Origin of the sequence: Pelagibius sp. Alg239-R121 (genome assembly GCF_947331435.1) — a bacterium.
Lineage (GTDB): Bacteria > Pseudomonadota > Alphaproteobacteria > Kiloniellales > Kiloniellaceae > Denitrobaculum.
In genome coordinates this window covers 231,152-252,543 of the sequence record NZ_CAMZOF010000006.1, presented here as the reverse complement: position 1 = coordinate 252,543, position 21,392 = coordinate 231,152, and the positions used below count along the sequence as shown (strand labels likewise).

Annotated in this window: 21 protein-coding genes; 11 read left to right on the top strand and 10 right to left on the bottom strand. The window is 58.2% G+C overall.

Going from position 1 to position 21,392, the window contains the following annotated elements; translation table 11 throughout:
* Window positions 1–199: 199 nt before the first annotated feature.
* From QMZ18_RS20215 to QMZ18_RS20200, 4 genes are all read right to left on the bottom strand, one after another.
* The gene (locus tag QMZ18_RS20215) at window positions 200–1,057 is read right to left on the bottom strand and encodes an NHL repeat-containing protein (protein ID WP_282608159.1); all 858 of its coding nucleotides are present in this window, start codon (window positions 1,055–1,057) and stop codon (window positions 200–202) included.
* Window positions 1,058–1,155: 98 nt separating this feature from the next.
* Entirely contained in the window at window positions 1,156–2,364 is a 1,209-nt protein-coding gene (gene gltS, locus QMZ18_RS20210) for a sodium/glutamate symporter (RefSeq protein ID WP_282608158.1), read from the bottom strand.
* Window positions 2,365–2,372: 8 nt separating this feature from the next.
* Window positions 2,373–2,825, bottom strand: coding sequence for a GFA family protein (locus QMZ18_RS20205; protein ID WP_282608157.1), 453 nt, complete (start codon window positions 2,823–2,825; stop codon window positions 2,373–2,375).
* Window positions 2,826–2,903: 78 nt separating this feature from the next.
* Window positions 2,904–4,073 carry a pyridoxal phosphate-dependent aminotransferase gene (locus QMZ18_RS20200; protein WP_282608156.1) on the bottom strand — a complete coding sequence of 390 codons (1,170 nt, stop codon included), beginning with the start codon at window positions 4,071–4,073 and terminating at the stop codon, window positions 2,904–2,906.
* A gap of 135 nt (window positions 4,074–4,208) precedes the next feature.
* On the opposite strand from QMZ18_RS20200, the gene QMZ18_RS20195 reads away from it, so the two are divergent.
* Entirely contained in the window at window positions 4,209–5,333 is a 1,125-nt protein-coding gene (locus QMZ18_RS20195; RefSeq protein WP_282608155.1) for a serine hydrolase, read from the top strand.
* A gap of 8 nt (window positions 5,334–5,341) precedes the next feature.
* On the opposite strand, the gene QMZ18_RS20190 is transcribed toward QMZ18_RS20195, so the two are convergent.
* Window positions 5,342–5,881, bottom strand: coding sequence for an NADPH-dependent FMN reductase (locus QMZ18_RS20190; protein WP_282608154.1), 540 nt, complete (start codon window positions 5,879–5,881; stop codon window positions 5,342–5,344).
* A 22-nt stretch (window positions 5,882–5,903) separates the two neighbouring features.
* Window positions 5,904–6,797 carry a LysR family transcriptional regulator gene (locus tag QMZ18_RS20185; RefSeq protein ID WP_282608153.1) on the bottom strand — a complete coding sequence of 298 codons (894 nt, stop codon included), beginning with the start codon at window positions 6,795–6,797 and terminating at the stop codon, window positions 5,904–5,906.
* Window positions 6,798–6,896: 99 nt separating this feature from the next.
* Here QMZ18_RS20185 and QMZ18_RS20180 point away from each other — a divergent pair, with 99 nt between their 5' ends.
* The 5 genes from QMZ18_RS20180 to QMZ18_RS20160 all read left to right on the top strand — a co-directional run bounded on the left by QMZ18_RS20180 (window position 6,897) and on the right by QMZ18_RS20160 (window position 12,616).
* Window positions 6,897–7,910, top strand: coding sequence for a TRAP transporter substrate-binding protein (locus QMZ18_RS20180; protein WP_282608152.1), 1,014 nt, complete (start codon window positions 6,897–6,899; stop codon window positions 7,908–7,910).
* Between the two features lie 131 nt (window positions 7,911–8,041).
* Entirely contained in the window at window positions 8,042–8,524 is a 483-nt protein-coding gene (locus tag QMZ18_RS20175) for a TRAP transporter small permease (protein WP_282608151.1), read from the top strand.
* A complete protein-coding gene (locus tag QMZ18_RS20170; protein WP_282608150.1) occupies window positions 8,521–9,816 on the top strand; it encodes a TRAP transporter large permease in 1,296 nt (431 codons plus the stop codon). The genes QMZ18_RS20175 and QMZ18_RS20170 overlap by 4 nt, the downstream gene beginning before the upstream one ends.
* 4 nt (window positions 9,817–9,820) lie before the next feature.
* On the top strand, window positions 9,821–11,968 hold the full coding sequence (locus tag QMZ18_RS20165; protein WP_282608149.1) for a N,N-dimethylformamidase beta subunit family domain-containing protein: 2,148 nt from the start codon (window positions 9,821–9,823) through the stop codon (window positions 11,966–11,968).
* A 6-nt stretch (window positions 11,969–11,974) separates the two neighbouring features.
* On the top strand, window positions 11,975–12,616 hold the full coding sequence (locus QMZ18_RS20160) for a class I SAM-dependent methyltransferase (protein ID WP_282608148.1): 642 nt from the start codon (window positions 11,975–11,977) through the stop codon (window positions 12,614–12,616).
* Here QMZ18_RS20160 and QMZ18_RS20155 read toward each other — a convergent pair.
* Together QMZ18_RS20155 and QMZ18_RS20150 are read right to left on the bottom strand one after the other, a co-directional pair.
* Window positions 12,611–14,026, bottom strand: coding sequence for a sensor histidine kinase (locus QMZ18_RS20155; RefSeq protein ID WP_282608147.1), 1,416 nt, complete (start codon window positions 14,024–14,026; stop codon window positions 12,611–12,613). The two genes, QMZ18_RS20160 and QMZ18_RS20155, sit on opposite strands and share 6 nt — an antisense overlap.
* A 3-nt stretch (window positions 14,027–14,029) precedes the next feature.
* Complete coding sequence (locus QMZ18_RS20150; RefSeq protein ID WP_282608146.1) at window positions 14,030–14,695, bottom strand: response regulator transcription factor; 666 nt, start codon at window positions 14,693–14,695, stop codon at window positions 14,030–14,032.
* Between the two features lie 109 nt (window positions 14,696–14,804).
* Between QMZ18_RS20150 and QMZ18_RS20145 the strand changes: the two genes are divergently transcribed.
* The 5 genes from QMZ18_RS20145 (at window position 14,805) to QMZ18_RS20125 (ending at window position 19,860) form a co-directional block, all read left to right on the top strand.
* Window positions 14,805–15,905 carry an ABC transporter substrate-binding protein gene (locus QMZ18_RS20145; protein ID WP_322097246.1) on the top strand — a complete coding sequence of 367 codons (1,101 nt, stop codon included), beginning with the start codon at window positions 14,805–14,807 and terminating at the stop codon, window positions 15,903–15,905.
* A 134-nt stretch (window positions 15,906–16,039) separates the two neighbouring features.
* Window positions 16,040–17,011 carry a tripartite tricarboxylate transporter substrate binding protein gene (locus QMZ18_RS20140; protein ID WP_282608145.1) on the top strand — a complete coding sequence of 324 codons (972 nt, stop codon included), beginning with the start codon at window positions 16,040–16,042 and terminating at the stop codon, window positions 17,009–17,011.
* A 108-nt stretch (window positions 17,012–17,119) separates the two neighbouring features.
* On the top strand, window positions 17,120–17,575 hold the full coding sequence (locus tag QMZ18_RS20135; RefSeq protein ID WP_282608144.1) for a tripartite tricarboxylate transporter TctB family protein: 456 nt from the start codon (window positions 17,120–17,122) through the stop codon (window positions 17,573–17,575).
* Window positions 17,576–17,579: 4 nt separating this feature from the next.
* Window positions 17,580–19,118, top strand: coding sequence for a tripartite tricarboxylate transporter permease (locus QMZ18_RS20130; RefSeq protein WP_282608143.1), 1,539 nt, complete (start codon window positions 17,580–17,582; stop codon window positions 19,116–19,118).
* Between the two features lie 139 nt (window positions 19,119–19,257).
* Window positions 19,258–19,860, top strand: coding sequence for a hypothetical protein (locus QMZ18_RS20125; protein WP_282608142.1), 603 nt, complete (start codon window positions 19,258–19,260; stop codon window positions 19,858–19,860).
* On the opposite strand, the gene QMZ18_RS20120 is transcribed toward QMZ18_RS20125, so the two are convergent.
* Both QMZ18_RS20120 and QMZ18_RS20115 read right to left on the bottom strand, forming a co-directional pair.
* Window positions 19,844–20,554 (bottom strand): alpha/beta fold hydrolase, encoded by a 711-nt coding sequence (locus QMZ18_RS20120; RefSeq protein WP_282608141.1) that lies wholly within the window; start codon window positions 20,552–20,554, stop codon window positions 19,844–19,846. The genes QMZ18_RS20125 and QMZ18_RS20120 overlap by 17 nt on opposite strands.
* 77 nt (window positions 20,555–20,631) lie before the next feature.
* Window positions 20,632–21,174 (bottom strand): hydrolase, encoded by a 543-nt coding sequence (locus tag QMZ18_RS20115; protein WP_282608140.1) that lies wholly within the window; start codon window positions 21,172–21,174, stop codon window positions 20,632–20,634.
* Window positions 21,175–21,392 lie beyond the last annotated feature (218 nt).

Genomic DNA, 21,392 nt, shown 5'->3' with positions numbered 1-21,392 from the left:
CCCCGCGCAGATGCAGACAAATTCGAATAGAAGTCTGCCATAAAGCATTTGGCCTGTCGCCAAATGGAACACCTGCGCACCCCGTCTTTCGAGCACTTCACGTTTAACTCGCTTCAACTTTGGCTGCCTCTCAATCTGCGTGGAGTTGATTTCGTACGTAAAATTTGAGGCTGTTTGCTTCGGGGAAAACGCTCAGCAATCAATATATCATCCGGTACTTCACCACCCGGTCATTGCCGGAGTCCGAAATCCAGACGATATCGCCGCGTACTTCGACGCCCTCCGGCGTGGTGAACTTGCCCGCCCCTTTTTCCGGTCTTCCTGTTCCCAGCACTGTCAGAAGAGTGCCGTCGGCAGCAATGATCTTGACCGAGTGACTGTTTTTGTCGGCCGCGATCACTGTCCCGTCGGGCAGAACGTCCTGATAGCGCACTCCGTTAAAGTTATAGGGCGCCCCCGCCCATTCCTGCTTGATTTCCAGATCAGGTGATAGCAACAGCATACGGTCATTGCCGGCGTCCGAAAGCCAGATGTCGCCCCCCGGCACCAGTTCCAGATCATGCGGCGAAGACAAGCCCTCCAGCGCGCCGACCACTTCGCCCTGATCGTAGACGATGACATTGCCGGACCAGGCACCGGCCACGTAGACGCGGCCGTTGGGGTGGGCAAGAACACCTTCCGGCCCGCGTATGCCCTCTTTCAACTCGCCGGCCAGAGTCGCATCCGTACCCTTCATCTCATAAATCGTGACCCGGTTGTTCCGGGTGTCCGCGATATACGCGCGCCCCTCGGCATCGAAGTCAACGTCATGTGTTCCCGATTGATGATCGCTGCCGAACTCTGCAACAAGATCCAGGCTCTCGGGATCCAGGATCGCAACGCGGTTGTTGTCCACGTCAGAGACAAAGAGATAACGCCCATCGGGCGACAGCTTCAAATCGTGCGGATTGTCCAGATCAGCACTGCTGGCGCCGAGAAACTCAAACTCAGGCGCTGCGATAGCCACGGACAGGGCCGAATAGCCGACGAGACAAACAAGGGCAAGCCGATAGAACATGTCTTATCTCCAAAACTGGCGTCCCGCGATACGGAACTCCAAGGTTAAAAAACCGCTGCGCAAGAACAGTCGAACAGGTTTCGAGCAAATGGCCTGGTTCACCAATTCAGGAAAAACTGGATCACGAAGGCGTTGGTGATATCGACGAAAAAGGCGCCCACCAGTGGCAGGATGATGAAGGCGGTCGGCGCTGGACCATGCGTTTTGGTCACCGCCGTCATGTTGGCAACCGCAGTCGGAGTTGCGCCGAGAGCAAAACCTGCGAAGCCTGCGCTCAGCACGGTGGCCAGATAGTCCCGCCCCATCAGCGGAAACAGTACCAACAAGATGAAGGCCACCGTCACCCCCGCTTGAAGCGCCAACAACAGCAGAAGCGGCCCCGCGAGATCCGCGATCGACCAGAGCTGCATGGACATCAGGGACATGGCGATAAAAAGCCCCAGAGAAAAGTCGGACATAACCGCAAGCGCTTTGGTTCTTGCCGGCCAATGCATCTTTGGAAAAATGTAGGGCACCGTGTTCGAGAGAAGAATGGCAACCAGAAGGCAGGAAACGAATAGCGGCAGCTTCAGTCCGATTTCCTCAAGCGCTTCATTTACCGTAAAGCCAATAATAATGGCGATGTGCATCACCAGGATCACCGCCATGATACTGACGTGGTTGATCTGTTCCGTGTCTTCCTTTTCGTGCGAGATGCCAACGATCATGCCGTTGGTCTCCACGTCAGAAATGCGATGACGCGCCAGGAGAAACTTGGCGATGGGCCCCCCAAGCAGGCTCGCCATAACCAAACCCAGGGTCGCCGCCGCAACACCGATCTCCAAGGCGTTCGGCACCCCATAGTTTGCGGCGATCTCCGGCGCCCAGGCGATGGTCGTGCCATGCCCGCCGATCAGAGACGCCGATCCGACCAGTATGCCTATGGCGCTGGGCTGTCCGATGGCTTGCGCGGCTAACACACCGACCACATCCTGCAACACGATGTAGCCCAGTGTTAACCCAAGAAGAATGAGAAGCGGACGACCGCCGGCCAAGAGGTCGGAAATCCGGGCGTTCAGACCGATGGTCGTAAAGAAATAGACCAGGAGCGTATCGCGTGTCTCCAAGTCGTAGTCGATTTCCATCCCGGTCGCGAGAAAGATACCGAGTCCAACCAGCGCGGCCAGCACCCCGCCGGTCACCGGCTCCGGAATATTATAGGTGCGCAAAAAACCGATGTGATCGGTAAGGCGCATACCGACGAAGTATACGACGATACCGATGGTATAGGCGATGAAGTCGTCAACCAGGATCACGCTTGGTGTCATAACTGCCGTCAGCGCGGATCGTCATGCCGAAGTTTGTCCCAACCACCATTGCGCCAGCGCAGGCTGTCGAACTGCTCCACATTATCGTCGATGGCATAGTAATCGCCTGCTTCATCGACATAAATGTGGGCGGCAAGCTTCAGGGTCGGCTTGCCGTCGATTGACCCTGCTGCAATCCCAACGGGCTCATTCGGACCGTGATCAAAGAAAAGACTGCTGCCGCAAACCCGGCAAAAGCCGCGGCGCGAGCTTTTGGAGGATCCGAACCAGGCTAGCCCCGAAGTTTCGGTGATTTCAAAAGCCTCCTGTGATGCGGCAGTGGCCGCATAGTAATGACCGCTCATACGCCGGCATTCGCGGCAATGGCAGGCGATAACGTCAGCCAGTTGCCCGGAGACGCGATAGCGCACCGCGCCGCAAATGCAGCCGCCTTCGATGGAATTTCCGGACCGATCCGTCATGTTTGCTTCGCCTCTGGTTTAACCGACGACTGTATCCACGCCGCGAACTATAACAGCGATGCAACACACAGGTCTGGATCAAAGACGCGACACGAAGCGGCAGATCCGGCGGCAACCTTCGTCCAGCGCCTCATCTCCCAGGGTGTAGGACAAACGAACGTAACCCGCAGTGCTGCTGCCAAAGGCCGCCGCATCCAGCAGCGAGACGCCTTCCTCCCGATAGAGCGCCCAGGCGAAATCCAGCGACGTCATGCCGGTTTCCCGCACGTCGACCAATAGGAACATTCCGGATTCCGAGGGCACGACCGAAAGCTTGCCGGCGCCCTCTAAACCTTCGATCACCCGGTTCCTGCGCGACAGGTAAATATCGCGCATGCGGTCCATTTCGCCGCGGGCATTCCCCAGCGCCGTAAGCGCCGCCTGCTGGATGAAACCTGGCAGTCCGTAAAGCATACAGAGCGAAAGGTGCTCTGCATGGGCGATCAACTCCTTGGGGCCGACCATCCAACCGGTACGCCAGCCGGTCATGGCCTGGGATTTCGAGAGGCTTGCCGCCGTCACGGTCCGCTCCGCCATTTCAGGCAAACCTGCGATCATGATGTGGTCCTGCTCGAAGGTCAGCGAGCCGTAGACCTCGTCGGATATCACCCAGAGATCATGACGCCTGGCAATCTCGGCAATGCCTTCGAGTTCTTCCCGGGTCAGGACAACGCCGGATGGATTGCAGGGGTTGGCGAACATAATGGCGCGGCTGCGCTCAGTCACTGCCTCTTCGATGGCGTCCAGATCAGGCCGGAAGCCACTGTCTGGGAGCGCGGGCACGGAAACCAGCTTTGCACCCGAGACCTGCACCGTGGCCTCGTAGGTCACATACATGGGGTCAAGGACGATCACCTCGTCACCCGGCGAAAACAGGCAGAGAGATGCCGAAAACAAGGCGTTTTGCGCGCCTGCCAGCACAATCACATTCTCCGCTGTAACGGCCGGACCGCCGCAAGCCTCGACCTCCCTCGCAATCGCGGCCCGTAGCTCCTGACGCCCGGCAATACCGGTGTAGTGCGTATCGCCGGCCTGCAATGCCTGTACTGCGGTTTCAACGATCGCCGGCGGCGTGGCGAAATCCGGATCGCCAATGCTCATGACGATGATATCTTCACCGCGCTGACGGGCGTCGACGGCTTCCATATGGATCCGCCAGGCGGCGGCACCTTCACCGGCAATACGGTCGACGCGAGGGGAGTAACGCACAGCAAAAGATCCTGTTTGATGAAGGCCCGAGCGGGAATACCGGGAGTCGAGTCATAGCAGCTTAAAATCGCGGAGCAAGAGCTGTACAGCGAGTTGTCGCGTTGCCGCTATACTCAGAGCGAGGTACAATCACTGATGGCTGCAACATCCACACTTCTCCGCTTCGTATTCGCCCTTGTAGGTCCGCTTATGCCGTTGACTTTGTCTTCGCAATCCGCCACCGCAGAATCTTGGCAGAGCATCACTCCTGAAGCGGCAGGTTTTCAATCCGACGTGGCAGAAAAGCTTGACGCTGCTGTCGGGGAAGGGAAACTCGACGGACTGCATTCGGTCCTGGTTGTCAGGAACGGCAAACTGGTCTTCGAGCGCTACTACGAAGGACTCGACGAGCGTTGGGGAAGGTCCTTGAGTCTGGTGCGTTTCGACGCCGAGACCAAACATGACCTGCGCTCAGTGTCCAAGAGCATCGTCGGCCTGCTCTACGGTATCGCCCTTCAGGAAGGACTCGCACCGGCACTGGATGCGCCCATCGTGGATAGCTTTCCCGAGTACAAAGACCTCGCGGCAGACTCCGATCGCCGCCGTATGACCGTGGCCGATGCCCTGACCATGCGGCTCGGCACTCAGTGGAACGAAAGCCTGCCCTACGACGATCCTAATAACAGTGAGATCGCGATGGAGTTCTCGCCGGATCGATACCGCTTCGTTCTTGACCGTCCATTCGCAACCAAGCCCGGTACACAATGGCAGTACAACGGCGGTACAACCGCCCTACTCGCCAAGCTGATTGCGCGCGGCAGCGGCAAGCCTCTCTTCGACTTTGCCAGGGATAAACTCTTCGACCCGCTGGGCATCTCCGACGTCGAGTGGGTCAAGGGGATAGACGGCGAAGCCGCAGCCGCCTCCGGCCTGCGCATGAGACCGCGTGATCTGGCAAAAATAGGACAAGTCGTTCTAAATCGGGGGCAGTGGAACGGCAAACAGCTGGTTCCGGAGGACTGGCTAGCTGAATCCCTCACGCCGCGCGCCCGTGTCGATGACATTCTTGAATATGGATACCAATGGTGGCTCGGCACCTCACCGGTCACCGGCGAGCCCTGGATGGCGGCCTTCGGCAACGGTGGTCAGCGGCTGATGATCATGCCGAATTTCGACCTCGCCATCGTGATCACTGCGGGCAACTACAATCAGCCCGGCGATTGGCGGCTGCCGGTCACCGTCATCGTCGACTACGTCTTGGCCGCCCTGGTACGCCCCTGACAACAAGCCTACCCAACCGCAACCTCCAGGGCCTTCACAGCAGCCAGCAGTTCAGCCTGTTGCTCCGCATCGCGGAGCGCACCGGCCTCGACATCGAAAGTATCCTGAAAACGCGCAAGGCTGAAGGTTGCGACGACCGACCCTCCCCACCATGGCATCAGCTTCGCCATGTGCTCAAGATTGGTTCGCCCTCCGTTTTTTCCGGGCGTGGTCGACATCAGCACCACTGGCTTTTCTTGAAAGATCTTGCCTTCCATCCGGGACATCCAGTCGATCACGTTCTTCAGGATCACCGTAATGGAGGAATTGTTCTCCGGGCAGGAAATCAGAAAGCCGTCATGTTCACTGAACAGCGCGCGCAGACGCAGCGCATTCTCGGGAAAGCCCTCACCTTCCTCGATGTCGATGGAATAGATCGGTATGGGATAGTCTCGGATATCGATGACGGTGACATTAGAGGGCTCAAGATGACCGGCCGCGGCACGAACCAGTTTCTGATTGATCGAGCGTGAGCTGCTGCTGCCGGAAAATGCCAGTATCTTCTTCAAGTGATTGCCCCCAAGTTTAGTTCTACGACCCGCCCGCCTGTTCCAGCAGAAAGTCGGCAAAGACTCTGCGCGCCGGTGAGCGCTCATTGTCTTTCCAGACCGCCATGGTCTTTAAGGTTTCGTCGAGGCCACGGATCGGCCTGACCACCAAGCCCTTTCTTACATAGTTGTAAGCACACTCGGTGTGAACCGTAATTCCCATCTCACAGGCGATCAGCCCGAAGATCCCCTCCGAGTTATAGGCCTGCTGCACCATCTTCGGGACGAAACCGGCGGCACGGCAATGGCGGTTCAAGTGATCGTGAAAGTGCTGCCAATCATTCGGGCTGCCGAGGACAAAGGGCTCATCGGCAAGTTCGGAAAGTGTCACGGACTTCTTTTTCGCCAGCGGGTGGCCTTCGTAGAAAATGACCACATAGGCATCGTCCTGCACCACCACACCATGATATCCGGGCCGGTCAAAAGGCCCGGTGATAAATCCAAAATCCAGTTTTTCGGACTCAAGCCCTTCGAGCTGCCGCATGGTTACGTGGTGGATCGGCTCGACCGTAATACCCGGGTACCGCTGCCGGAAATCCTGCAGGATCTGGGGTAAGGCGCCACTGATGGCGAAATCCGTATAGCCGATCACGAGATGGCCGATCTCGCCGATGCTCGCCTTACGGGCCTGCGTAACCGCGCCTTCCATGTTCGCCAGCATGGAATGGCACCCCTCCAGAAAGACTTCTCCCGCTTTGGTCAGGCTGACGCTGCGGTTCGTGCGCTCAAGAAGCTGGACCCCGATCTGCCCTTCGAGATGTTTGATAGACCGGCTCAAGGCCGGCTGCGCCATGTTCAAGCGCTCGGCCGCACGGCGGAAATGAAGCTCCTCCGCCACTGCGGTGAAATGACGGATATGTCTAATGCCAAAACGCATGATATCAAAAAGGTATCAATAGTGACTGATATAATATTATACATCGATCGTTCTGCGGCTCAATATCCTGGGAACACAATATAATGGTGGGAGAGTCCGATGTTCTGGGAAACAGCAGGAAAATTGAGCGCAGCTACGGCTGTGCTTGCATTAACAGCCTTGGGAAGCGCAAGCGCGCAGGCCGACAACGTCACGATCAACCTCGGCTATGCGGCGGCGGAAACCAGTACCTACGGCGTGCTGGCCAACAAATTCGAAGAGCTTACCGAGAAGTACTCGAACGGCACGATCGACGTAAAAGTGCGCTGCTGTGCGCAGTTGGTCACCGAGGACGAAGCCTTCAAGGCCATGCAGCTCGGCACGGTCGATATGCACATCATCACCGGCAACAACGTCTCACCGCACTTCCCACTGATGGACGCCTTTGTCCTGCCTTACGTTTTCGAAAGCAAAGCACACGCTTATAAGGTGCTGGAAGGTGATGTCGGTGCGGACTTCTCAAGCAAGCTGCACGGTGCAACCAAGGTCCATTTGCTGACTTTCGGTTTCGTCGGCGACCGTGATTTCTATAACGCGCGCAATCCGATCAAGTCCATGGCCGACATGAAGGGCCTGAAGGTCCGCGTACCCAAGAACCAGGTCATGATCGACACCTTCAAGGAATTCGGCGCCGCACCGATTCCCCTGCCCTGGGCCGATACACCGACGGCCCTGCAGACCGGGACGGTCGAGGGTGCGGACAACGGCACCTCTTTCATCAAGTCTCAGAAGTTCTATGAGATCATGCCTTACTTCACCGCGCTTGAGCATTTCTCCTACTTCTCGCCATTGTTCGCCAGCTCGCGAATTATGGGCAAGCTGGACGACGCGCAGAAGGACGCGGTCATGCGCGCTGCCAAGGAAGCAGGCGTTTTCCACAAGGAAACCATGTCCCAGCAGATCGCCGAGATCCGGTCCTTCCTGACCTCCGAGGGCCAGGGCGGCATGCAGACGGTCGACTTCGACAAGAGCGACTTCATCGCAGCGGGTCAACGCGTGCAGGACCGCTATGCGGCCGAAAAGGGCGACGACTTCAAGGCCCTGCTGACAGCGATCAGGTCTGCCGCGAAGTAAACACCGCCTCCAATCGTTTGGATGAAGGCCGGCACTCGACGATTAAGTGCCGGCCGCCTTCCCGCTTCAGGGTCTTCCGTCCTGTGCTGCCATAGTGCGCGACTGAAACATCGCCGCCGGAGTTGCTCGTAGTGTTATCGAAACTCGACAAATCCTTCGAAGAAGTCATCTGCACGATCTGCCTCTCTGTTGTGGCCTGCAGTGTCATGCTTCAAGTGATCCTGCGCTTCGTCTTCTCCTCGGCAAGCGCCTGGGCGGAAGAAACCGCCGTCTATGGGATGATCTTTGCGGTTTACCTCGGCGCGTCAATGGCGGTGCGCGAGCGGGCGCATATCCGCATTACCATGCTGGTCAACGCCCTGCCTCGCCAACTTCAGATCGCGAGCGTGGTCCTGGCCGATGCGCTTTGGTTCGGCTTTGTCGTCTTCATGGTCACCCAAACCATCGAATACACCAAGCTGCTGTTCGAAGTGACTTACATCACGCCCGGCCTGGGGATCGAGCAGCGCTGGGTGCAGATCGTCGTGCCCGCTGCGCTGGTCCTCATGCTGTTTCGTATCCTTCAGGTCTATTGGCGCTGGGGTAAATCCGGCTGGAAGGGTCTCCCGCTATGAATGGCCCTCTCGTCATGGCGGCGGTCTTCATCTTTACGATGGCTATCGGCGTTCCCATCCCCTTCGCTGCCGGTATCGCCACGGTCGCGGGCGTTCTGATCGCGGATATCCCGCTGACCCTGATGGCGCAATCTGCCTGGACCGCCTTCGAGCCCTTTCCGCTGGTCACCATTCCGCTCTTCGTGCTTGCGGGACAGTTGATGGAACAGGGCGGCATGTCGGAAAAGCTGGTGACTATCGCCCAGCGGCTGGTCGGCGCCTACAAGGGCGGTCTCGGGCTTGTTACAGTGGTTGCCTGCATGTTCTTCGCCGCTCTCTCCGGTTCCGGGCCCGCGACCACCGCCGCGATCGGCTCGATCACTATCCCGGCCATGAAGGAAGAGAACTATCAGCCGCGTTTCGCCGGGGCCATCGCAGCAGCAGCCGGTGCCCTGGGCAGCATGATCCCGCCGAGCAACCTGCTGATCATCTATGCCCTGGTCTCGGATGAATCGATCCCGCGGCTGTTCCTGGCCGGCATCCTGCCGGGCCTGCTGCTCGGCCTGATGCTGATGGTGGTGACTTTCATCGTCGCAGCCAGAAACAATTACGGCGGCACCGGGGAACGCTTTACCTGGAAGCCTCTGCTCGAGGCCCTGTGGGACGGCAAGTGGGCGGTCTTTGCGCCGGTGCTCATTCTGGGCGGGATCTATACTGGCGTTTTCACGCCTTCGGAAGCGGCAGGCGTCGCCGTCTTCTACGGCCTCTTTGTCGGCCTCTTCATATATCGTGGACTGACGCTGGAAAGGGTCTTTGCAGCTTTCAAGTTCACCGCCATCGTCATCGGCACTGTGCTCTTCATATTGGGGTCCACCAAGGCCTTCGGCCAACTGGTCACGCTCTACGATATCCCGCTGTCGATCCTGGGTTTGTTCGAGGGTTTCAAGGAGTACCCCTGGCTTATCCTGCTGATGATCGGTGTGTTCTACATCATCGTCGGCATGTGGCTCGAGAGCATTCCCCAGATCATTATCTTTACGGCGGTCTTCCTCCCATTGGTGACCAGTCTGGGTGTCGATCCGGTCCTCTTCGGCATCTTCACCGTGATGACCTGCGAGATCGGATTCCTCACCCCGCCCATCGGTGTGAACCTCTTCGTTGCGGCACGTATCAGTAACGTCTCCATCGAACAGATCTCCGTAGGCGTCCTGCCGCTGCTGATTCCTTACGTTCTGATGATTCTGCTGCTCGTCTTCTTCTCGGACTGGGTTACCTTCCTGCCCGATCTCGTTTATGGAAAGCGGCTTTTTTAGCGTAATGCAGAACACAACATCCACAGTCCCTCTGGCTGGATACTCGGACCGCCTCTCATTGCGTCCCGGCGAGACCATCGGTTTCAAGATATCCTCGAACGCGACCGAGCCCTTCCAGGCCTGGCTGACCCGTTCGATCTCCGCCGACCCCAATCCGGATGGTCCGGGCATCATCGAAGAACCGGTTGAAGACGCGTTTCCGGAGCAGAGTTTTCCGTCTAGGTTTCAGCCCTTCTTTCCAGGTTCATACGGCATTACCGACACCGAGGTCACCTTGCCGCATGACGAGGGTTTTCTGCTCTCGGTTCTGATTTTCCCGACGCTTCGAAAACCAGCGAAGCAGACAATACTGAGCGTCGGTGAGGTCACGCTTTCACTCAACGAAACCGGAGCCGCCGCGTTTTGCATCGGTGGCAACCAGCTCACGACCTCAACGGTCCTGGAGCTCCGCTGCTGGTACCGCTTGGACGCTCTTTACAACCCAAGAACCAGCAGCGCTACACTTCGGCAAATTCCCATCAAGTCCGCAACGCCCGGCGCCGCTGAGATCACGCAGAAAATCGCAAATCCTATCGAGCCATCGGCGCTGGAGGGCCCCGTCTGCATTGCCGCTCGTTGGCATGATCACGCAGCTTGCGATCACTTCAACGGTAAGATTGAGGCGCCGACGATCTTCGGTGGGCCCGAAGCAACAGCGGGCAGCGTCATTGCGCGGTGGGATTTTTCAAGAGATATCTCCTCCACAAGGCTTCGCGATGACGGCCCCAACGACGTTGATGCCCGGCTGTTCAATCTACCCGCGCGCGCCATGACCGGCGCGAACTGGGATGCCAGCGAAATGTGCTGGCGGCACGCGCGCGAGCAATACGGCGCAATTCACTTCCACGACGACGATATCTACGACTTCGGCTGGAAAACGGACTTTACCTTCACACCACCCGCAGACCTCCCTTCAGGTGTCTATGTGATGCACATTCGTTGCGGTGTGCACGCCGATGCCATGCCGTTTTATGTCTGCGCCCCAAAGGGACAGCCACGATCAAGGTTCTGCGTGCTGATTCCCACCTTCACCTATGCGGTCTACGGCAACCACGCGCGTCCCGATTACGATCCCTCCTGGCAGGCGCGCATCACGGCCTGGGACGCTTATCCCCATAACGCTGCGGAACATCGGGACTACGGCCTCTCAACTTACAACTATCACTCCGATAACTCAGGCATCTGCCATGCCTCCCATCGCAGACCCCTCTTCAATCTTCGGCCGGATTATCTGACTTTCGGAACCGGCGAGGGTTCAGGTCTTCGGCATTTCCAGGCGGACAGCCACCTGATCTCCTGGCTGCATGCCAAGGGCATCGACTACGATGTCATCACCGACCGGGAACTGCACGATGAAGGCGTCTCGGCTATCGCCGATTATGACGCCGTCACGACCACGAGTCACCCGGAATATCACACCCGCGAAACCCTGGATGCCCTTCAGAACTACCGCGACAACGGCGGCAACCTGCTCTATCTCGGCGGCAACGGCTTTTACTGGCGCATCGCCCTGCACCAGGAAGAAGACGGTGCGATCGAGATCCGCCGGGCCGAGGACGGCATCCGTGCCTGGGCAGCGGAGCCCGGCGAATACTACAACGCCTTCGACGGCAACTACGGCGGCCTTTGGCGCCGTAATGGACGCCCACCCCAAATGCTCGCCGGGGTCGGCTTCTCGGCCCAGGGTGAATTCAACGGCTCCTATTACCGGCGCAAGTGCTTCGATCCGCAGTATGACTGGATTTTCGAAGGCGTCGAAGGCGATCTGCTCGGTGACTTCGGCTTCAGCGGCAGCGGCGCTGCCGGCTTCGAGCTGGACCGTGCGGACCAGCGCCTCGGCACGCCGGAAAACTGCACCGTCCTGGCAAGTTCGGAAAAGCACGGCAAAGACTTCATGCTGGTGCCCGAAGAACAGCTCACCCACCTGACCAACTGGGCTGGCGAGCCCGAGGAAAAGTTATTGCGCGCCGATATGGTCTATTTCGAAGTCCCCGGCGGCGGCAGCGTCTTCGCCACCGGCTCCATCACCTTCTGCGGCAGCCTGCCCTGGAACGACTATGAGAACAATGTATCGAAGCTGCTGGAGAACGTGGTCTGGAAGGCTATAGAATAGCGCCGTATGGCGAAGAGAAAACGACCAGTCGATCAAACCCGGGCATTCTATGCCTGCAATGCCGAAAACTATGCGAAGCACAATCCTTCGCCTGGCTTCACCGAACAGCGCGAAGGGTTTGCGGCACAGCTTCCTCCAGGTGCGAGCGTTCTGGACCTTGGCTGCGGGGGTGGTCACGACAGCCTCGCTTTGTTGAAACAGGGCTTTAAGGTTACATCCCTCGACGGATCCCCAGAGCTCGCCTCCATTGCGCAAACGCGGACAGGACAGGACGTGATTGTTGCCGATTTCCTCGACCTCAAATTCACAAACGAGTTTGACGCTGTTTGGGCAGCCGCATCTCTGCTTCATGTATCTTCAAACGACCTAAACGAAGTCTTTGCAAAGGTGGTGCGGAGTCTGCGGCCCGGTGGAATTTTCAAGGCGAGCTTCAAGGAAGCCTCTCAGGACTGGACCGACGATCTGGGGCGTTATTTTTGTGCGATGGATGTCCCGAAGCTCGTACAGCTGCTCAAGGCATCCGGCTTCGAAGCTGTGACGATTGAGTCTCACCCCGGCGTAGGAAGCGATGGTAAAGTCACGCAATGGATATGGGGAACGGGTTTCCTGCAAGGAAAGTCATCGATAAAGGCGTCGGCGTCGTCATGACTGGGCAAAGGTGACCCGCACCAGTAAACCCTTGCCCTCCGCGCCATTCGACAGCTCCAGCCTCGCCTCAAATAGCTCTGAGATTTCAGAAACAATCGAGAGACCAAGACCTGCCCCGGCCTGATCGTCCGGTGAGAACCTGACAAACCGCTCCAAGGCTTTGCGGCGATTTCCGGGATCGATTCCAACCCCATCGTCTTCGACTTCCAGGAACGCATTCGTCCGATCGCGCCCCACACGTACCGTCGCGGTCACATCTTCGCCGGCGTAAGCGATCACGTTCTCGATCAGGTTCCGCAATAGCTCGCCAAACAGCATCGCATCGCCCTTGATCTCGATGGGCGCATCCGGCCCTTCAAAGCCAAGATCGACAGTTTTTTCCCGCGCCTTCGACAGGTATCCGGCAGTCGTTGTCTGTGCCTCCTGCCGCAGATCGAAGGTAGCATCGCTCAAACTGTCGGCCGAGGCTTCATCGACACGCGCAAGCAACAGCAATTGAGACAGAGTGCGCTCTGCATGAATGACGGCGCCATCCGCAACCTGCAACGCGGAGGCTGCATCGCCATTTGTCTCCGCCCGTCGTGTGAGTTCAAGTTGGGTGCGGATGACTGTCAGCGGCGTGCGCAACTGATGACTCGCATTTCCGGTGAAATGCCGCAGCGCTTCCAGCGCGCCGCCCAGGCGGCGCATGAAACCGTTGATCGAGACCACCAGCTGTTCAACTTCGCTAGGCACCTCGTGCTCGATCGGGCGAAGGTCGTCCAGGCTTCGCCGTCCGATGGCTTCTTCCAGACGCTGCAGCGGTTTCAGTGCACGCGTAACGCCAATCCAGACAATAATGGCCGCAATTCCCACCAGCAATGCCTGGCGCACTGCCGTGCGGATCAGGATGTCGCGTGCCAATGTCTGTCGGGCATTGGTGGTTTCCGCCACCACCACACGATAGGGGATCGAGCGCGTTCCGGTCGAGACAGCCCCGTCGAGCGTTGCCAGCCGGATGGCATCGCCTCGAAAAACCGCATCGGAAAAGCGGGCGCGATTGCCGATGGTTTCGTTGTAGCTTCCCTCCGGCACCGGAAGTTTTTCATAGCCGGTGATGAAAAGCCCGTCGGGCCCTTCGACGCGATAGAACACCCTGTCCTGCGCAGCCGAGGTCAGCATTTCCAGCGCAACGTAGGGAACGTCAACCTCCAGCTCTCCGTCTTCTCCAACAATCACCCGCTCGGCGATCGCCAGTGCCGAGCCGGACAGCACACGGTCTGAAATCTCGTTCGCGGTGTTTCTGGCATCCCGGTAGGCATCAATCAGCGCAAGCAAACCGATAAGAGAGAGCGGCACCAGTAAAAGCAACAGCAGCCGGCGCCGAAGAGAATGGTGTTTGCGCTCAGGATTCTGACTGGATACAGCCATGAATCAGCCGGCTTCCAGAATGTAACCGAGGCCGCGCGCCGTGCGGATCTTCAAACCCGAGGGTTCAAGGCGTTTCCGCACGCGGCTGACATACTGTTCCACCGCGTTTTCGCTGATATCGTCGTCGAAATCCGCAAGGCTCTCGATGATCTGCTGTTTGGACACCACCTGCTCGGCGCGCAGCAGTAATGCCTCGAGAACATTAAGCTCGCGCGCCGGCAGTTCGATACGCTCACCGTCGAGGGTCACTTGCCGGGCCGACAGATCCAGGCAGAGCGCCCCAAAATCGAGCTGCGAGGACCGAAGGCCCGCCCTTCGCCTCAAAAGGACCCTGACACGAGCTTCGAGCTCTGGCACTTCAAAGGGCTTGGTCATGTAATCGTCGGCGCCCAGATCGAGCCCGCGGATGCGGTCGTCCAAGGCGCCGCGCGCCGTCAGTATCAGGACGGCGCAATCGTCGCGCTGCTGGCGCAACCTCTTGAGAACGTCCAAGCCATCCATATCGGGCAGAGTCAGATCCAGCACGACAAGATCGTAGGCCGTGGTCAAGAGCGCTGCTTCGGCCGAGTGACCGTCGTTCACCCGGTCGACGGCATAGCCCGCTCCCTTCAGGACCGTCGTCAGACCCTGTGCCAAGGTCTCGTTGTCTTCCACCACCAGCAGGCGCAACGCCTTTTCCCCCTGTCACGCTGTTCTTTCGCCAACGCATTATCTGCTTCCAACGCTATTGCTTAGTGGTCCACTTGTGAAGCACGCAGTGGTCGGGCAAGCTGAGTGCATGGGGAAACGTCGAAATCTTGCATTCTTTACCGCCTTTATGTTTGCGGCGTTTGTGGCGTATTTCTGCCCCCTCGCCCCGGCCGCCGCCGCCGGGACCCTCTTTCCGGCAAAGTCGGGAGACATCAACAGCCGCGTACTCACCATCTACAGCTCGCTGGATCAAGAGATCGCCCGTCCCCTGATCGACAGCTATCAGATCGCCAATCCATCTATCGCGATTGATTATTCCGAACTCCAGACACTGGAAATCTACGCCCGCGTCCTGGACGAAAGCGATCGGGACGGCACCACCGCCGATGTGGCGTTTTCCTCGGCCATGGACCTGCAGGTAAAGCTCGCCAATGACGGTTATGCGGCCAGTTTGAACCTGCCCTCAGCCAACCTGCTGCCTGACTGGGCGACCTGGCGCAATGCGGCCTTCGGCGTGACCTTTGAGCCGGCCGTTATCGTCTACCACAAGCCGTCCTTCGCAGACCACACACCGCCGCGAACCCGCGCAGCCCTGATCAACTATCTCTATAACAGCGACAACGAGATCTTCGGCAGAATCGGCACCTACGATATCGAACGCGCCGGACTCGGGTTTTTCTTTCTGGCCCGGGATCAGGAACATTACCGCGATATCTGGCAGCTGGTCCGGGCAATGGGTTCGGCCGGAGTCAAACTCTATTCGAATTCTTCCGCCATCCTGGAGCGCGTCGCCGACGGGCGTTTTGCCCTCGGTTACAACATTCTGGGCTCCTACGCGGCTTCCTGGGCGGCGAGCAATCCGGACATCGGCATCATCATGCCGGAAGACTATACAGTAGTCATGTCCCGCATTGGCCTGGTCCCCCGCGCCGCAAAGTCGCCGGATCTCGGCGCCGCCTTCCTGGATTTTCTGATATCCCGCGAAGGCCAGGAAGTCATCTCGCGTGACGTCCGCCTGCCGGCGCTGCACCCCGCGCTCACCGGAGAGAACACGGCGGCCGGACTGCGTGCTCAGGAAGAAGGCCGTTTGCGTCCCGTACCGGTCAGTCCGGGACTCGTGGTTTATCTGGATCAGGTAAAGCGCGAGCGCCTGATCAGCCGCTGGAACGAGGCCCTGCGCGCCCAGTAGTGCGGGTCTCCACGTTCGAAAATGCCGTTTGTGCGGTGCAATGTCAGCTTCGTGACAGCTTCATCTGATTTTCTGGCAGGTAACAGCCGAGACTCGGAGAAGTCCGGCTGCCTACGTAATTTGGGAGGATATCCATGAAGCTCTTGTACAAGGGCGTCGTTGCCGCCATTTCCGCGACGGCCATTCTAGCATCGGTTCCGGCCTCGGCTGCCGACATCGATTCCATTCACTTTCTGATCCCCGGCGGCGCCGGCGGCGGCTGGGACGGCACGGCCCGCGGCACCGGCGAAGCGCTGACCAAGGCTGGCATCGTAGGCAGCGCGTCCTACGAAAACATGTCCGGCGGCGGCGGCGGCAAAGCCATCGCCCACATCATCGAGACGGCGGACAAGGCGGGTGCCACCCTGATGGTGAACTCCACGCCGATCGTCATTCGGTCGCTGCAGAAGGTCTTCCCGCAGTCGTTCCGGGATCTGACACCGGTCGCGGGCACCATCGGCGATTACGCCGCCATGGTCGTCAACACCGACTCTAAAATCGGGTCCATGGATGACCTTATGTCTGCCTACAAGGCTGACACGACCAAGGTCGCCATCGGCGGAGGTTCCGTTGCCGGCGGTATGGACCATCTGGTCGCGGCCATGGTCATGAAGGCCGGTGGTGCCGATGCCACCAAGGTGAAGTACGTGCCCTACGATGCCGGTGGTAAAGCCATGGCCGGGCTTCTGTCCGGCGAAATTCAGGCTCTGTCAACGGGTTTGGGCGAAGCGCTCGAAATGTCCAAGCAGGGTCAGGTACGCATTCTCTGCGTGACTGCGGCGGACCGTCTGGCCGATGCCAAGGACGTACCGACCTGCAAGGAAGCCGGTAACCCGGCCGAATTCGTAAATTGGCGCGGATTCTTCGGACCTCCGGGTCTCTCCGCGGAAAAGCAGGCTTCTTATGCTGCGGCGCTGGAAAAAATGTACGCGACCGCAGAATGGGAAGAAGTCCGCTCACGCAATGGCTGGGTGAAGATCTACAATCCCGGTTCTGATTTCGTGACCTTCCTGGAAGGCCAGGAAGCCGAGATCGGCGCCCTGATGAAAGAGCTCGGGTTCCTCTAGAACCCGATGAAAACCTGCCGGAGGTGACTGCTTCGAAGTCGTCACTTCCGGCGGCGTTGTTCTGGCCGCACATAAGTCTGCGCCAATCGAGATTCCGGGGAAACCACCATGCTGACCAATGACCGCATTGGCGGAGTATTGCTCCTGGCCTTTTCCGTGGCCTATGGGCTGTTGATCTTTGACATACCGCTGTTGCCGTTTCAGGCGCAGGCCGCCTTTACCGCACGCACTATGCCGGAGGCCCTGAGCGTTCTTGGGATCCTTCTGTCGCTTACCATGATCATCAAGCCGAGTAGCGATGCGCGGCCTGAGGTTGGCGGTTTTCTCTGGAAGCGTGGTGCCATCGTCTGCGTCGCAATGGTTCTCTATGGCCTGACGGTTCGTCCGGGCGGATTTCTGATTTCGACCAGTCTGTTCCTGATCGCCTGCATTCTGATCCTGGGTGAACGGCGCCTGTGGCTGATACTCGTGGCGTCGGTTCCGGTGGTGCTCTTTTTCTGGGTTTTAATGACGCAGCTGCTGGGCGTCTTTATCGAACCCTGGCCTGAATTTTTGCGGGGGTAGCGACATGCTTGACGGAATTCTTACCGGCGTCGGCACCGCGCTATCGCCCATCAACCTGATGATGGTCACGGTCGGCTGTTTTGTCGGCACCTTTATCGGCATGTTACCGGGCCTCGGTCCGATTTCCGCCATTGCGCTGATGATCCCCATCACCTACGGCTTCGATCCGGCTACCGGCCTGATTCTGATGGCCGGCGTCTACTATGGAGCAATCTTCGGCGGTTCGACCTCGTCGATCCTGATCAATGCACCGGGCGTGGCCGGCACCGTGGCCACCGCATTTGACGGCTATCCCATGGCGCGTAAGGGCCAGGCCGGCAAGGCCCTGGCCATCGCCGCCTACTCATCCTTTTCCGGCGGCACCATCGCCGCAATCTTTCTTTTAATAGCCGCCCCGTCGCTGGCCACCGTGTCACTCGCCTTCCAATCGACCGATTATTTTGCGCTGATGGTGCTCGGCCTGACCGCTGTCGCGGCCTTCGCGGGCAAGGGCAACATTGTCAAGGCGCTTGTGATGACGGTCTTGGGGCTCATGATTTCGACGGTCGGCACCGATCAGACCCAGGGTGTTCAGCGCTTTACGATGGGCATGATCGATCTCACGGACGGGATTTCGTTCCTGCTGCTGGCTATGGCGACCTTCGCTCTCTCCGAAGCCTTGATGCAGGTCTTGAAGCCAAAGTCTGACGAAGACCGGAAGCGTGAAATGGAAGCCCAGAAGAATCTGGGATCCATGAAACTGTCGCCTGAGGATAAGCGTGAGATGGCACCGGTGATCGGCCGCTCTTCGGTCCTCGGGTTTATAATAGGCGTCCTCCCCGGCGCCGGTGCGACCATCGCAAGCTTCCTCGCCTATGGTATGGAACAGCGCGTTGCCGGGCCGATAAAAGGCAAGCTCTTCGGACAAGGCTCTGTGCGCGGACTGTCGGCACCGGAGACTGCTAATAACGCCGCCTGCTCGGGCTCCTTCGTGCCACTGTTGACACTTGGTATTCCAGGATCCGGCACCACCGCCATCATGCTCGGCGCCTTGATCTCCTACGGCATCCAACCGGGGCCGCGCCTCTTCGTCGATAATCCCGGCGTGTTCTGGTCGGTGATCATCTCCATGTACATCGGCAATGTCGTGCTGCTGATTCTAAATCTTCCATTGATCCCCTATATCGCGCGAATCCTCGCCATCCCCTCGACCGTCCTGATCCCGATGATCCTGTTCTTCTCACTGATCGGGGTTTATTTCGTCTCCTTCAACGCCTTCGACATTCAGCTGATGGTGATCTTCGCCGTTGCAGCTGTGGGGTTGCGCCTGCTGGAATTTCCCATGGCACCGATGCTGCTCGGCTTCATTCTGGGCGGTATGATGGAGGAAAACCTCCGCCGGGCTCTGATCATCAACAACGATTCCTGGTCGTTCATTTGGGAGCGCCCGCTGACACTCTCGATCCTGGTGATTGCCGCAGCCATCCTCTTCGTGCCGATGATCATGCCCTATCTCTCCAGGCTCATGAAACGGCGGCAGGAGGCAGCCGGCGAAGGCGGTTGAGGCTCTGCCCGGGCTGTCCAAGGTTTTTGACTGTGTAACGACAATCTCACGTTAATGTGTGATACTGGCCATGGAGAGCGGAATCCACGCCCACCATATTGTCACGTACGAGTGCAGCCACAGCTGTTGAAGAGTTACGATGAACAAGAAAACCAGATCCGCGAGATCTTTGACGACAAAGTTGGCAATATCAGCCGCTTTGCTGACGTTCCTTACCGCCTGCGCGAACCAAACCGTGCTGCGGCCGGTTCAACTGGACAACTACGACCCGGAAGACCTTTTCTATCTGGCGGGAAAAGGACCGGTTAAAACCGAAGTGATCGGCAATCCTTTCAACGAGGCAAAGCCTCAGGTCGATCGCAGCACCACGTCGGCCATGACAGGTGCAACATTCCGGCCAAAACTGGCCTTCGACACCGAGGTTCCGCCGGAGCAGAATTCGCCCTATCACGTCGTGATGGTGCTGGATGCTCCGACCAACGCGCGGCCGGAAAAGCTCTGTGCAAATCCGGAAGACGCCTACAGACCGGCTTCGACCCAACCGGGCGGCAGCGATCTTCGTGTCGTCGCGGTCTATTGTGTGAACGACCGCCGACTCTCCTCGATAGCAGGAACGGCACCCCGTCCCGCATCTTCCAGTGATCCGCGGTTTCACAAGCTGATCCAGGAAGCCACTCTCAATCTCTTCCCATTGGATAACCCGGACCGGCGCGACGGAAATCGTCTCAGGCGGATTCGCTGAACAAACCTTGAAGTTCTTCGGTCACTCTGTCGGGATGCTCCATCGGCGACAGGTGACCGCAGTCTTCAATGATAATCAGCTCGGAACCTGGAATGCCTTCCGCGATTTCCTCGTGACAATCAACCGGCGTCAGGCGGTCCTGGCGGCTGCCGATCACCAGGGTTGGGCAGGATATCCTGCTTAATCCTGGGCGGCTGTCGGGACGGGATAAGATCGCTTTTTGCTGTCGGACGAAAGCATCCTTGCCGACCCGTTCCGCCATTTGTTCGATTTCAGCGGTCAGATCTTCATCGCTCAAACGGTCTTCGTGTATGAACAGCGGCAGCAGCCTGCCGGTCGCCCCCTTGAAGTTGCCAACACCGACGGCGCTTAGCAGTTCCTTACGCCTCGTCGTCTCGTCTTTCGAGTCGGGACGCGCTTTCGTGTTGAGCAATGCGAGTTTCGCGACCCGCTCCGGCGCCTGCCGCAAAATTTCAAACGCCACATAGCCCCCCATGGAAAGTGCGGCAAGATTGAAGCGCGGCGGCGAATCGGACAAAACCGACTGCGCCATTTCGCCTACTGTCTCCGATCCGGTCAAATCCGCGACGCGGCAGTCAAACTGAGTGGAAAAGGCGATCATTTGCTCGCGCCATAAGGCATGGTCGCAGATGAGCCCGGGCAGGAAGACAAGGCTTTCGGTAGAAGTCGTCACTTTTCGTATCCCAAGAAGACCTTACGGAACAGGCGTGGCGAACCTCAGCCGAATTACCGAAATCACGCAGAATAGATTTACTTTATAAGCGCGAACAGTTCTTTAAAACAATCGATGTCGACGCGGTGTATCCATTCAAAGATCACCATTTCCGTCGAAACGATCTGAATGCCTGCAGCACGCATCCGCTCAATTGCGAGGCTGGCGTTCTCTGCGGTGCGTGAGCCGGTTGCATCTGCAACGACGAAAATATCGTAGCCGGCTTCATGCAGGTCTAACACGCTTTGTAGAAGACAGACATGCGTCTCCATCCCCGCAACGACCAATTGACGGCGCCCGTTTGCCTGCAAACGCTCCTGAAATCCCGGTTCGGCTAAGGATGAAAAGTGAATCTTCTCGAACACATCCTCTTTTGAAACAAATGCAGCCACTTCAGCCAGAGTAGTGCCAAGGCCGCCCGGGTAGTGCTCCGTCACCAGCCGGGGCAGGTTAAGGCGCTGGGCAGCCGTCAAGAGTTTGATAATGTTCGCTGTTGAGCGCGGCGCATCGAAAATGGCAGGGGCGAGTCGTTCTTGCACATCGATGATCAGCAGCAGCGACTTTTCAGATTGAATCAGCATGAATCCTGTCTTACCACCGTAATTTATAGTTAACAAACCACAGCTAATGCGAATAAATCTTACACACGACTAATTTAAGACACAGCAACTCAAAGCGTTTCACATCTTTTTTCTTTGACAGAATGGTTGAATTTCTTATGATGCGGCCAATGTGATCGTGCAGCAAATCCCATGATTCAGGTAAGGCTGGATTTAGCTAAGCAGACACCTCTCCAACT